Annotated in this window: 9 protein-coding genes; all 9 read right to left on the reverse strand. The window is 47.2% G+C overall.

The features are described from left to right. Window positions 1-6: 6 nt before the first annotated feature. Window positions 7-1128, reverse strand: a complete 1122-nt coding sequence (locus QMA13_RS19085) for an ABC transporter ATP-binding protein (protein ID WP_282935346.1) — start codon at window positions 1126-1128, stop codon at window positions 7-9. 221 nt (window positions 1129-1349) lie between these two features. Beyond that, entirely contained in the window at window positions 1350-2375 is a 1026-nt protein-coding gene (locus tag QMA13_RS19090) for a dienelactone hydrolase family protein (RefSeq protein ID WP_282935347.1), read from the reverse strand. A gap of 75 nt (window positions 2376-2450) precedes the next feature. After that, complete coding sequence (locus tag QMA13_RS19095; protein WP_282935348.1) at window positions 2451-3398, reverse strand: AraC family transcriptional regulator; 948 nt, start codon at window positions 3396-3398, stop codon at window positions 2451-2453. 67 nt (window positions 3399-3465) lie between these two features. After that, window positions 3466-4530: a sialidase family protein gene (locus tag QMA13_RS19100; RefSeq protein ID WP_282935349.1), complete on the reverse strand. Its 1065-nt coding sequence runs from the start codon at window positions 4528-4530 to the stop codon at window positions 3466-3468. A gap of 49 nt (window positions 4531-4579) precedes the next feature. Beyond that, complete coding sequence (locus tag QMA13_RS19105) at window positions 4580-6733, reverse strand: MGH1-like glycoside hydrolase domain-containing protein (RefSeq protein ID WP_282935350.1); 2154 nt, start codon at window positions 6731-6733, stop codon at window positions 4580-4582. Between the two features lie 121 nt (window positions 6734-6854). Continuing rightward, complete coding sequence (locus tag QMA13_RS19110) at window positions 6855-7832, reverse strand: sialidase family protein (protein ID WP_282935351.1); 978 nt, start codon at window positions 7830-7832, stop codon at window positions 6855-6857. A 1-nt stretch (window position 7833) separates the two neighbouring features. Further along, on the reverse strand, window positions 7834-10251 hold the full coding sequence (locus QMA13_RS19115; RefSeq protein WP_282935352.1) for a glycosyl hydrolase family 95 catalytic domain-containing protein: 2418 nt from the start codon (window positions 10249-10251) through the stop codon (window positions 7834-7836). Between the two features lie 464 nt (window positions 10252-10715). Beyond that, window positions 10716-13436, reverse strand: coding sequence for a hypothetical protein (locus QMA13_RS19120; protein WP_282935353.1), 2721 nt, complete (start codon window positions 13434-13436; stop codon window positions 10716-10718). 41 nt (window positions 13437-13477) lie between these two features. Beyond that, the gene (locus QMA13_RS19125; RefSeq protein ID WP_282935354.1) at window positions 13478-14779 is read right to left on the reverse strand and encodes an alpha-L-fucosidase; all 1302 of its coding nucleotides are present in this window, start codon (window positions 14777-14779) and stop codon (window positions 13478-13480) included. Window positions 14780-14789 lie beyond the last annotated feature (10 nt).

Below are 14789 nucleotides of genomic sequence, written 5' to 3' on the forward strand. Positions count from 1 at the left end.
TTAGCTTTAATACGCCAGATTGTCCATTGTATCCTTATCGAAAAATAACGCTTTGCGCATATTGAGAGTCAATGTAATTTTTTCATTTTCAGTAAATAGATGCTCCGGGCGAGTTCGTGCGATAAGCAAATTCGAAACTCCGATATCCAGGTACAAGTACATATCTGCACCCATTAACTCATTAATCTTTTGAATTCCTACAATTTGCGATCCGGGATTTGCGTCACGATAATCTGCCTCAAGATGAATATTTTCACAGCGGATGCCCAGAATGACATTTCGATTAACTTTATTCTTACTCCTCAACACATTCGATTGCTCTTCCGGAATTTGTAAGAAGTATCGATTCGTATGAAATTCCAGCAATCCTTCGGAATTCTCAAGAATCTGACCTTCGAGTAGATTGATCGGCGGCGTTCCGATGAAACCTGCGACGAACATGTTACGCGGATGGTTGTATATCCTTTGTGGCGTATCCACCTGCTGGATGACGCCATTATTCATAACCACGATACGATGTCCCATCGTCATAGCTTCTACTTGGTCATGCGTCACATAGACCATCGTAACTCCAAGCTGTTTATGAAGCCTGATGATTTCAGTCCTCATTTGCACTCTTAGTTTGGCATCCAGATTAGATAGAGGCTCATCCATCAAAAACACTTGAGGATTACGGACTATAGCCCTCCCTAGTGCAACCCGCTGACGCTGACCCCCGGACAATTGTCTTGGCTTCCTGTTCAAGAAGGGTTCAATTTCCAATATTCTGGATGTTTTTTTGACCGCCAGATCGATTTCATGCTTAGGCAATTTTCTCAACCGCAACCCGAATGCGATATTCTCAAATACGCTCATATTGGGGTATAATGCATAGTTCTGAAACACCATCGCAATGTCCCGATCCTTTGGTGGCAAATGGTTGACCAATTGCTCTCCGATATACAGCTCTCCCGATGATATGTCCTCTAAACCTGCAATCATTCGAAGCGTCGTTGATTTCCCACAGCCGGACGGACCGACCATAACGAGAAATTCGCCATCAGCAATTTCCAAATGAAAATCTCTTACCGCGTACCCCTTATCTTTGCCGTATTTCTTTTCAATGTGGTTTAAAAGAATGCGCCCCATTGCAGCACCTCCGATACACTTATTTATTCCATTATTTGAGAACGGTTTCATTTGTCTCCCGCCACGGACTCGTAGGTACATTTTACTACCTGAATCGTAACGATATCCTCATCATCTCAACATCCTGAAGGCAAAGCTTCTTTGTTTCCCTTCATTTTTTTCCATTATACATCTGCTGATTTACAGGATTATAGGTGATGATAACTTACTCTATAGGGTAATCATGCTCTCAGCCTCTGAGCTAGCCAATCATAAGATTTCCTGCCCGAAAGCTGGTGTTTACCCGGAAATAGATCGGCTTGCAGCCGTTCCAAAGCATCCTCATCCTGATATATTCGCTCTAACGCTGTCAAAGCTTCCTGAACGGAAGCTAGAGGAAACAGCGTGTCCTCTATTCCAGATTCAATAAATAGCGACCGGGGCGAGATCAGCCCTATCAACTCCGGAAGATCCGCATACGCAAGAACCGTGGGCAAGTAATTGTCTATGCAATGATTCATCGCAAGCAGGCTTCCTCTGAAGGTGCTCGTAAATGCACTTAGCACGACAGCCTGGATTCGATCATCCAATGCGGCAGATAAAGCAGCGATCATGCCTCCGCCAGAAAACCCCATGCACCCGATTCGTCCCGGGTCCACTTCAGCTCTGCTAAGCAAGTAGTCCAAAGCACGCATAGCTTCGTACACACGCAGCCCGGCCAAGGTTTGCCCGTATAGCAGCAGACGCGAGGAAAGCGCAAAGCAGGAGCTTGCTTTCTTAGGATCTTTCATTCGATCCGCTAACAGCCTCCGATCACCGAAGCCTATAATTTCAGGCGCTATGACGATCATCCCTCTGCGAACAAGCTGAACGGCAAAATGCTGATGGATGCCCGGCTCGCCCTCATCCACCGTTCCATCCGGCTGCAAGCCGACAATTTCTCTGCTGCCATATCCATGACCATGCCAAGCCAGCACTGCCGGAGCTCTTTCTTCAAGCTGTTTTGGAATGAGCACGTAGGCTGGAATCCGCAGATGCTCTGCCGTTGCAAAAGCCACACGTTCCACAACATATTCTTCTCTTTCCGTTCTTTCTAGCAAAACCGGGTTCAAGCTTACGCTGCCGCTAGGTAGGCTCCCCAACGCTTTCAAGAGCTTCGTTCTTACTTCCCCCTTCCTCTCTCTCCAATGCTGCTGACCCAACATTTGCACCCTCATCTGTTCCTTGCTGTCATATAGCTGCTTTAAATATTCGTCCGGAGACCACACCGGTCATTCCTCCAATCGTAGGTAGTTGCATGCAACAAAAAGAGCTGTTCCATAATTATGGCCAGCCCCAGTATGTTAAAATGATATGGCTTTATCCTCAAATTCTTGAAAGTTTTGCCTATATTGTCGAGGAGTCACTCCAGTTTTTTTACGGAACAAGGCATGGAAAAACTTCATGTCCAAATAACCGACTTGATTGGCGATTTGGTAAATCGGAATATCGGTTGACTTTAAAAGCTCGCAGCACTTTTGGATGCGAACATTTTGCAAATACTGAGTGAACGTAAGCCCTGTAGTCTTTTTAAATAAGCGTTGAAAATGACTTGCACTTAAATAGAAATAATCGGCAACATCTTGAACTGTAATGTTTTGCGTGTAATTATTTTTAATGAAATGGACCACTTCTTCCAGCTTGCTAAAAGATGCAGGCTCCTCTTCATTTTTTAATTCAAAGCGCTTCAGCATCACCAGCATCTGGATCAGCATAGCGGTCAATACGGTCTCATACCCCGTGCAGCGTTTCAAATATTCCGAGTACATGGTTTGAATCATATTAAAAAACGTATCATGCTTATCCTGAAAGTGCAGCCAACGTTCGGTGCATTCGTGAGGATAATAAAAAATATTGTAGGTGTAGGAATCTTTCTGGATAAAATGCTTCCAGCCATCCAGCAGCTCGGTTCGAAAGATGCAATTATAAATGACGAGCGTTTTATCCTGCTTAGGTGAGGACGGACGAAACACATGCGACGTTCCTATCGGTATTACAAACAGATCCCCCTGCTTAATTGGAATCACTTGATCTTCTATGTAGTGATATCCGCTGCCTTCTCCCACATAGCTGATTTCCGTAAAATCGTGGGTATGCTGTATAGTTGAAAACGATTCCAATTCACGATTTATGAAAATATCCATATTCTCATCGAAAAAGAGATCGCCGGTAAAATGATCGATTCTCCCGTTCATGACCATCACCTCAGGTACATGATTTTTAATGCAAACCCTTACATAGAGTTTGTTCAAAAAGCCCCCCCTTTGGATTATGCAGCTTTTTGAACAGACTCTATTGCCGATTGCTATCCAACACTCGTTATGAATTATACACCCAGTCCTCTTCCACACAAACATACTTAATCCCCTTGCGCAAAAAGGAAAAAGCGATATGAATTTTGCCGTCTCTCGTTGTCATAATTGTCGGATAGGAATAACCGATTTCGGATTCTTTATATTCCAAATCCGCCATTTGAACGTTACGGTAGTAGGGCCATGTCTTACCATCATCCGTCGATATTGCCAAGGTCAGCGGAGTACGAAGCGGTTTTCTTCGAAATGTTCCTTTGCTGGAAACCCATCGGAACTGATCGCGCTCCATCGTGGAATCATTGAAGATAAGAGCTAAATGACCGTTCTGCAGCTTGGTCAATTGAATGGATGAATTGTTATTAGCCAGAGTGCTCTTAACCGGTGTCGTCCATGTCTTCCCATTATCATGCGATAGGCTAGTATAGATTCGGTCCGCCTGACGGCTGCGGAATACTGCATAAAGACTGCCTCCGTTTAACTCAATAATACTCATTTGGACTCTGTGGATACTATCCTGTACCGGATATTCCTTCCACGTTTTCCCTTGGTCCGAGCTTATTTGTACCACACTATAATGTCCATCCAGCTTGCAGTAATAGGCAGGCAGTAACCAATCACCATTAGCCAGTACAATCAGTTGTTGTCTGAGGAAAATACCTAGGCCATCGAACAGAACTTCGACCGGCCCCCATGTATAGCCTCTATCCTCCGAAACTCGACAGACGACTCTTGACGTTTTTTGGTTATGTGGCTCATTGGAGGTATGGAACAGCCATACCTTGCCATCAGGTGCCTGAAACGCAACCGGATTTTGCTCGGAACGTTCCAGATCATCAGACAGCTGTACAGGTGTACTCCAAACATTAGAGCCAGCAACCAGTCTCGACATGACAATGTTCGTATCGGGGTTTCCCTCCCCACTGCCTGTAAACCAGACGCACAGCAGATCACCGTTATCCAGTTCCAGAAGATTAGCCGCATGGCTGTCATTCGGATGGACTATGGGAAGAAAAGCCTCCATAAGAGCGGGGTCCGTCTCCGAGGAGGAGACTATTCCGTTAAATCGAGTCATGAACAAACACTCCTTGTTCCTTTTTTTACTTTTCTTAAGCTCTACAAACCTAACGAAAATCATGTATTGCCAATTCGGCTCGACTTAACGTCGGGCTGCTGAACTTGAGCTTGCCATTTACGAATAAACGATAGCCTTCATCCATTTCCGTATGCCCTGTTTGCAAAACACTCGATTTTCTATACGTGATTCGTATATCCATTCCAGCCGCCTTAATGCGATCCAGACAAAAATAGTCCAATCCTACATCTAGCGGGTCGAGTATAATCCGGTCATGCTCTACTGTCAAACCCGCCACATGCGTGATAAGTAGATCAATATAATAAGAATGGTTATATTCCTGTTCGTCACTCAATGGCTCGCCTGTCTCACTATTGTAATGCTCAACAAGACCCGGTTGGTTCAAATCTCTTTGCATAAAGTGAAGGAATGAGTACTCACGCAAGTAAGAAGCGAACTCGCTATCAAATTGATGTTCTCTTCTTTTGCTTTCCTTCGCAAGCGCGTCTAGGGCAATCGAGTTCGTATAGGGCCATGTGGGACCATCCCAGACGCAGCCGTTGCGGCCTTTAACGAAATGCCCCATCCAACCTCCTTCTTTCGAATAGGCGGGACAGTCAGCGGATACCGATGGAAACGGGCATCGGGTATGGAACTCCCGATCATCAAACAGGTGCTCGATCATGCCATTGAAGCGATCGTCTATCATTTCTGCCCAGCCGGGATAAATGCCCACAATATTCTTCACCAATGCTTTATCATCGGTAAGGTAGTGTAGATCATAGAAGTACTGTGAAGCCTCATCCCACATTTTTTCGATAATATCCTGCTTGATTTCATCAGCCAGCTTATAGTATGTATGCGCTTCCTCATCGCCGGTCAGCTCGCATAGTTTGGCTACTCCCAGCGTATTTAAATAATGGTAGACCGCACGATCCACTCTTTTCAAATGAGTATAGGTGGCTTTATCTTTCGGGTTGTTCGGGTATTGGTGGAAGTACCAATAACTTGGCTGGTATTCCTTGCCTGTCCGAGTATGCTTATGCTCAATCATCAACTGATCGTTATCGCTGCCATGTATTCGTTTCCATGAGTGAATTTGCATTTTTAATGCTGGCAGCAATTGTCTCATTTGCTCTCGGTTCGGATGTACTAGATAAAGCTTATAGGCTGCCCAGCAAGAGAAGTTGGCGAACGAGTGCATAATGGTGTCCACTGTCATGCAGCAGAACATACCGTCCTCGTTGGCACCTGCCTTCATATTCTGCAACACGCCCTCGCAATAAACCGGATCATGGTACCATCTCGCATCCATGATATGCAGCGGCACAGACAAGTTAATCAGCTTGCTGAACTCCCAGCCCCCTTTGCCGAACGGTTTCTTGCTTTTCTTATGCGACCTTCCCTCGTAAAACAAAGGTTGAGACAAATGGCCATACTGGGGATCGGATAAATTATGCCGCAGCAGAAACCAGCGGTACTTCCAGGTTTTGTCCAGCAGCGGATCGCTGCTTTGAAAGGTCGGTGCTTTATCGAACCAGGCCTGGTATTCGTTTTTTTGATTTTCTACTACTTGATCGACCGTATATCCTAACTCTGTATAACGCGCAGAACGCTCCTTCAGCATTTCCGGCTCATCTTGTCCTTTGATTCCCAATGCTGCGGAGACGATGAACTGCTTTGACTCCCCTGGTTTTACACGCACTTCTTCCAGCAATGCGGCATCGCTCACTGTAATCGCGCCTGTGATATCGAAGCTGTAATGTTCAATTGAAAACTCACCGTGCAACGTATTGCCCTTCCGCTCCGAAAACGAATCTTCATAAGTCTGAAGGGCTAACACGAGATCTTCCCCGCTCAGGTTGGTCCAAGTTTGACAGGAAACTGCGCAATCGTTCCAGGAAATAAATTTCCTTTCGGTTAAAGCGATTTTACTGCCCGAATATTCCATTAGCAAATGACTCGGAAACCATTCGGTACGACAGGGTTCGAAGCTGTCTACCAGGTTGTTGGTTAATGTAAATAACAAAGGAATGTTGATCTTATGGATAAAGTCGAACCTGCCTGAAAAACCGGGCTTGGGATCCAAATAATCTGCCCACAACCGTGCTCCGGTGGAACCTAGCAATAGTGCACCTGGGAGCGTGCGAAGCGCCTTTTTCCCTGCCCGCAATTCCTCATCCCATAGGCTGCCTGTTGGCATGGACTCTCCTCCGTCCTAACGAGTATGATAATCAAGTGGTGCTCAATTCCATAATTTAGTATATTAAATTTCTTTGATAGATGAGTGGTGCTGATCTGCTCAATCTATAGGGCGATTAAACTTAATACGTCACCGTTAATTGATAGAAAGCGATCCGTTCCCGCCTCCAAGTATAAGTAACCAATAGGTCATTTCCGCTTGCAATAATAGCGGGATATGAGTATTGCCCTTCCCCTTCGTCAAGCAGAAGCTCATTGTCCCATGTCAAACCGTTATCAATGGAAAAGCGCATCACCAATGGCGTTCTCGGACCTTTCTTCTTTCCTTCTTCTGTACGAACCGGATTATATACAAGGGCAAGAATGCCGTTATCCATCTTTACCAAATCAAGACCACTATTGTTGTTAGGCAACTCTGTCGGATATGCCATGCACCACGTTTTCCCGCCATCCTGCGAGTCACTTCGATAAATAGCACCTTCCGTGCTGCGTGTGTACATATGAACATTTCCTGGTGAAGATTCCCATAAGGCGGGCTGAATGATTCCCTTCCCCCTCAAGCAGCTGTGGTCCAACGGAATCGTTTCGCTTCGTCTCCACGTTTCACCGCCATCAACCGAGAGGTCTACGAAGCAGTCCCAATCCGGCTCTAAGGATGCAGGTGCTGCAATCACCCCATCATGCAATACTATAGGTTTGTTTTTAACAGGGCCTCTTCCCCCTTTATCCCCTTCGACCAGAGGTGCGGAAATGCTCCAAGTTATACCGTTATCCAGTGAACGAGTTACCCTCGTTTCCCATTCTGCAATACTGCTTCCAACTTTATAGTAAAGGAATAATACACCATCCTCCCTCCGGAATAATACCGGATTCCAATGAGGAACATCCTCTTGATCCGCTACCTTCAACGGAGGCATCCATACTCCATCTCGTCGATGTGAGATCCAGATCGCTACATCTCCTGCCTTCTCCCGCGTTCCCCCGAACCAAGCAGCAATGACTTCTCCACCAGGAAGCAGCTCCAATGTGGATGCGTGACAGCTGAGGAATGGCCTATCATCTTCAAATATGAATTGTTTGGTTATGTTTACAAAGTTCATGCTAATTTCCCCCCTGGCATTGAGTTAGTCCTACATTCCGTTCCATGCCTACTTGAAACGGCACAACTTCATAACAGCACCCCGCTGTGGTTTCAAATGTATTGTGTAACGGATCTTTCAAGTCTAGATGGATGGTTTTGCCTTCATACAAAACTTGAACCGGCTGCGACGTCACTAAATAGCATTTTCTGCCCGCCGTAGATCGGATCAAGGCTCTAATAAGCTGGCCCTCTACCCATTCCAAATCAATTTCGAAGCCTCCTCGCGCTCGGATTCCTTTTACGCTGCCCTGGCTCCACTTCGGAGGCAATGCCGGTAGCAGACGAACCTTGCCGCCATGGCTTTGCAGCAGCATTTCCGTGATACCGGACATGCCGGCAAAATTACCGTCGATTTGAAAAATATCCATTTTGACCTTCGGATGCCTATGAGCATTCATCATATTAGAGTGTAAACCTGAGAGCAAATCATTTAGGAAACGATAAGCCTTCCCCGCTTCGCCGAGCCTTGCCCAGAAGCTGACCGTCCAAGCGCAGCTCCAACCTGTATGCGCGCCGCCGTGGTCAAGCCGACGTTCAAGTGTTGTCCGGCACGCTTCGGCAAGCTCGGGATGATCGTCAAGCGTAATAAGATCCAATGGGTGTAGAGCAACCAGATGGGCAATATGTCGATGCCCTGGCTCCAGCTCTTCGTAATCTTCGTTCCACTCTTGAAGCTGCCCGTATTTTCCTATACGAAATGGCGGCAGCCGCTTCAGGGTCTCTTCCAATTGATCGTGGAATGCCCTATCCCGCTGCAATAAGCGGCTCGCTTCGATACATTGACCGAACAAGTTACGAATGAGAACCATATCCATCGTTGCTGCATAAGTGACGCTGCTCTGCTGTCCATCATCCGTCACAAACACGTTCTCCGGAGAGGTAGACGGACAAGTGACCCATGAGCCATCCGAAGCTTCGACTAGCCAATCCAGACAAAATAGCGCCGCTTCTTTCATCGCGGGGTATGCCTGCCGTAGAAACTCTATGTCTTGATTGTAAGCGTAATGCTCCCACAAATGCTGGCATAACCATGCCCCTGCCATTGGCCAAAATGCCCAGCTGGGTGAGCCATCGACCGGTGTTGCCGTACGCCACAGATCAATGTTATGGTGAGCGGTCCAACCCCTGCATCCATAATGGATGCTGGCCACCTTGCGGCCTGTAATCCTCAGTCCTTCGATCAAATCGAATAGAGGTTGATGACATTCAGCCAGATTGCTTACTTCTGCGGGCCAATAATTCATCTGCACGTTGATGTTCGCCGTCCAACTACTGCACCAAGGCGGCTGCGTCTTATCGTTCCAGATGCCCTGCAAATTGGCTGGTTGAGTGCCGGGACGTGAGCTGGACATTAACAAATATTTGCCAAACTGGAATAAGAGTGCTGCAAGACCTGGATCATCCGCGCCGTCCTTTACTGCCAGGATACGTTCGTCCGTGGGTGTAGCACTCATATCCTCGGAGCCTCCGAGCTCTAATGTCGTTCTCCCGAAGAGTCCTTTGTAATCATGCAGATGCCGCTCCTTTAGACGGTCATACCCTAGCCTTTCAGCGTGGGCTAGCCATGCTTCGCACAAGCGTCCCGAATCGTTCCCCCGCACAGCTGGATCGTGCTCGAAGCCATTGTAGCTTGTCGCCGCCGATAGCAGCAGCACTATCGTTCCCGATCCGCTAACACGAATCCGACCTCCACTCACTTCTACCTTGCCCTTCTCTATGGCAGCTTGAAGCTGCAGCTCAAAACCAATTCCTTTGCCATCAGCGTATGTTAGAGGGTCGGCTGATCTTACTGTATTCGGTAGTACGTGATATGGGCAACGCCCAGAAAGCCTGATCCTGTTGGAATCCGCTTTACTAACGGAATATTGCAGTGCACTGTTCAAAACGGCAGTGAAGGAGGTTTTATTATCGTTATGCAGGCGAATCGCCATAACTTGATCAACCGCGGATACGAAAATTTCTCGCGTGCAGCGTGCTCCCTTGCTCAGATATTGCACTCGTACAACTCCATTATCTAGATCCAATTCACGCCGATATTCTGAAATATCACTCTGATCATCAAATATCAGCTCCAAATCGGCTAACGGTAAATACGATGCGATCTCCTGTCCCTCCATGTGCTGTTCAATGGTCTCTTCCGCCTCTTCATACCGCTTCGAAAAAATCATTTCCCTCACAGAGCTTAAATAACGCTGAGCATCATAACGAATCGTATCCTTCGGTTCTCCCGACCAGAGTGTATCCTCGTTCAATGCAATTCGTTCACGCCCCGCCCTACCGTACACCATGCCTCCGAACCGGCCGTTCCCGATTGGGAGTGCCTCGAACCAATTGGCCGCTTCCTGTTTATACCAAAGTATGGAACTAGCTCCGTTCATGATTTCCCTCCTAAGAGCTTTGCGGAGCAAAGCTCACTTCGTAAGCATTAGCAGAGCTTTGCGGAGCAATGCTCTTTTTCGTAAGCATTAACTAAGCTTTGCAGAGCAAAGCTCTTAGAATGTCAAGAAACCTATTTCTTCGAGAAATTTGCTATATGGGTAGGTGGGGTATGCCTCGGAGGAGCGAAAGCGTCCGCCTTTGTTCTTGGGAAATCCCCGCCGGAAAGCGAATAAATTGAAAATTTCCCAAGAACAACAGCGGCTGGAGAAGCATACCCCACCGGAGCATACTAGCAATATTTCAAGTTTTATGGGTTTCTCGTCTAACTGGAACTTTGCTTTTCAATACTCTTCTTTGTAAGCACCCACAGAGCTTTGCTTTAGCCGTCCTTATTAAAAAAGAGAGCTGGAAAGCCCTCCCAGTACGAATACCACCGGACGACTCGCCCGCTCCCTTACATTCCTTATTCGTACAACCAATCCAAAGTATCCACACCGTCATTCTTATGTTCAACATCCCGCTGCTGGATTTCTTGATCAGCCGGAACAACAGCTAATATCAAGTAAGCTCCTTTTCCGAAATCAAGTGTATGCCTGCCCGCCTCGAATTGAAATGCGTGGACATTTACGGAAGGGTAAGCATACAGTCGTAGCCCTTTTCTCAATAACGGTGCATAGCCTCCCATATCGTCGGCATGGGTATTCTCTTCAAGACTTGGCGCTTGCAGCCATTGTTGATCCTTCGAGTTGAAATATCCGATTAGCACTTTAGACGGCTGATGCAGCTCGATATCTAATGTCACTCCACGCAAGCCCGCTTCCATTTGACTGAATCGGACTCCCGTCAACCCGTTCAGCTCCTCCGCGCATCCAACGATATGAATGTCTCCGTCGGTGAACACCTCCGCCCCCTTCTCCACTCGAAATATTTCTACATTCTTGGAGTGAAGTGTGAATGGAGCTTCCCTGCAGGGGGCTATGGGCTGTTTCATATTCCTCACAGCTTCTGGAGTCGTGCCTGATTTTAATTCCTTCAAATGAAATTGGAAGTGCTCCAGCTCCTGTTCATAAATCGGCAAACAATCTTTCCAATGCTTGAACTCAAGTCCGTTGCGGATCGGAACTTTTCTCTGTGGGGTTTGCATGCTGTTTGCGAACAAGTAAGTCTTCTCGGTCAAATCCGCTAGCTTCCGATAATTTTCCAAGCTTTTCTCAAGTAATGAGGCCGCTTCGTCCAATAAATCCAGCCTTTGAAAATAATCCCCACCAACGAGATGCTTATAGGTTAAAATCTTCATGGCCGCACGCACTTTATTAGCATAAACTCCCACCATATAATGGATAGCTTGCATATCACAACGCAGTCGTTCAAACTCGCTCTCGTTACATGTAACCAAATCACAAGCCCGCTCGATCGCTTGCAGAGCATCTTCCGCATGACGTTCCGCATCTGCAATAATATCTGGCGGTGTCTCCCCAACATGCGGTACACCCTGAAGCTCCTTACCGATGTAATCCTCCAGCCTCTCGCCTTGCGGCGACTGGGACTCCCATAAATCCGGCCATGGCATATGCCGTTCCGGATTCGTAAGCTGGCTCATCGTCATCCCGAGGCTCATCGTTTGGCGGTTACCCTCGGTGATACCGAACCGCCGCAGCAGCTTCGGCGCACATTCGCCCGATGACTCGTACGCATCCAGGATTGCTTCGCCCGCTTCCCTGCTGCCATATCGCTCCCCTAGCAGCTCAGCCCAGTAATGCCTTTCTGCTTCGGGATCTCGATCCGGATTCCATGCATAGCGGAACCACGCGGCAAACCAAATCCAATCACGGTCGATTTGTCTCAGACGCGGCTGTCCTTTCTCTGGAGCATCCGGCGAATAAGGCCAATCCCAGAAAAATAACGGATACAAATGAAGTCCGTTCGATTTCAACCTATACTTTGCCGCTTGCATACACTTTTGAATGAAGGAAGGCGCCCCATAACGGAAAGGCTCCAGATTCGCTAATATGTGCACGTTCACAATATGTATCGTTTGAAGAGAGCCAAGTCGATTATGAATCTCTTGCCACTTGCCTCTCGGTGTATAAGTAGTCAAGGATTCTCCGTTGTACTTGGCCTCCGTATATAAATTCGGATACAAGGGTAGTGCCGCCTCAATAACCTTTTGCGGTTCGATCGCATGGGATCGTAAAATGATCGGAGGCTTCTCCTTTACGTTGGAGTCTTTCAATCCCTCTAGCAGACCGGCAAGGATGGTCTCGGTAAACCATTCCACACCGTATATTTGTCCCTGTAGAGCTTCACCGAGGCACACCATCAACCCTACATTAGGAAACGACTTAACAAAAGCGGCAATCGATTTCTTATAATAATCACTCGTAATAGGCAGCGGTTTAGGCTGATGAAGCTTTAACCCGTGCTTTTCCGCAAAAGGCAGCGGAATATGGATATTATAAAATTTCAGAACAAGCCAAATGCCTCTGCGATCTGCTTCCTCCGCTAACCAAAGAAAGGTATCCACATTACAAGCATACTCTTCCTCTGTTACCTCTAACGCTTCTGGATAATCGTCCAGTTTGACCAGAGACGAGAATGGGTGGCCGCTCCACAAATAAACAATATTACATCGCTGTTCCAGCAGCATATTTAGAAAGTCGAGCCATAGAGCCCGGTCGTAGAACCAGGGAAACCGATTTGGAGTTATCGGGTATTCATAGGTTTGCCGTGGCGGCTCGACCGTTGTTTTCTGCAGGCCGATAGCCGGTCCCCGGAGAGAGAAGCTTGGAGAATCGCCATAAGCGATATCTTGTGGTACTTTACCTTCTTGTCGAATGCGTCGTGCAAGCTCTAAGCAGCCGTACAGCACCCCCGAATCATTCCCACCAGCAACCGTCACAAGACTTCCCGGGCAGGAAGACAGGTAGAAGCCTTCTCTTTCAGGAGCTTGCGTATGATACAGCAGCACATCCCGTTCTTCCAACTGTTGAAGAAAACCCGACTCTGAGCGGTTCCCTACATAAAGCTTTGTCCCCTCAATCAAACGATACTGATCCCAATTCCAGTTCATCTCTTCTTGCCGTACTTCATATCCGTTTTGCTGCAAGGCCTCCTTCAACAGGCGGATTCCATATTCTACTCGCGGCGCGGAATTACGTTCGTATCCTAAAGTAACGGTTTTCATCGTTATGCTTACCTCCAATCCCACCAAAACGGCCAAAAGCCTTATTTCAAAAACAATTCAATCACCGGCACAGCCACGTTAGGCTGCTTAACGGGAAGCGATAAAGTGAGCGTGCTTTCATCTCTTCCTTCTCGGAAAGCCCCTTCTTCAATGCCGCTTTGAACGAAGCCTTCTTTAAATCGAATTTCCGAAGCGTCATTCAGCAGCTGAGCATATTCAACTCGACCCGCGAAGCCGCGTAGATGTATATTTTTAAATGGCCAGCTGTACACATGCAGGTACATCCGGTTCGTTTGCGGGTTGTAGGTCAAACGGCAATCCTGAGGACATTCGAATGTCTCCGGAGCTTGTGTGCAGCCATAGATCGATCTGCTGTGCCGCTTCATCCACTCTCCCATTCCCTTCAATCGGTCTATGGCGCGTTCATCAAACTCTCCTCGTCCCGTTGGGCCTACGTTAAGCAGCAGGTTTCCCCCTTTGCTCACTACATCAATTAACATTTTGACCAAGACATCAACGCTCTTCCACGTTTCTTCTTCACGGTGATATCCCCACGAACCGCTGAACGTATGGCACGTCTCCCATACAACCCGTTTGCCCCCGACTTGAACCCACTTTGTCGGTATGTATTGCTCCGGTGTCGTAATGTCGCCTCCAATTTGAAGACGATCGTTCAGCATAATCTGCGGCTGCAGTTCTCGAATCATCCGAACCAGCTCTTCACTGCCCCAGTCAGCTTTGCCTTTGCCAGCCAATCCGTTTTCTTCCGGGAAAGAAAAGTCATAAAACATCAAATCCACTTTGCCGAATTCTGTTAGTAGTTCCTTCGTTTGTCCAAACAAGTAATCCCGGTAAATGGAGAAATCACGTCCTGTGCTCTCTGCAATAAATTTCGGATCAAAACGGAGCGGATGCTTAGGATCAACGGTATAGTGTGAATGATGCCAGTCTATCAAAGAATGATAGAAGCCGACCTTCATATCGCGCTGGCGGAATGCATCGACCATTGGCCTAAGCACATCGCGTCCCGCCGGAGTGTTCGTCGCTTTATAATCCGTAAGCTTGCTATCCCATAAGCAGAATCCTTCATGATGCTTGGTCGTTACAACGAAATATTTCATCCCAGCATCAGATGCTAGCTTGGCCCACAGGTCAGGATCGTACAAATCCGGATCAAACCGTTTAAAGTATTTACTGTATTTTTCCGAACTCATTCTTTCCCTTGATTGCAGCCATTCATGTCTCGCCCCCAATGAATATAAACCCCAATGGATAAATAAGCCGAAACGGTCATGAGTGAACCATTCGCTATTGCCTGTAGTTTGTTCAACTTCAAAAGCCACGTGTTTTTCC

This window comes from Paenibacillus sp. RC67 (genome assembly GCF_030020805.1).
Lineage (GTDB): Bacteria > Bacillota > Bacilli > Paenibacillales > NBRC-103111 > Paenibacillus_S.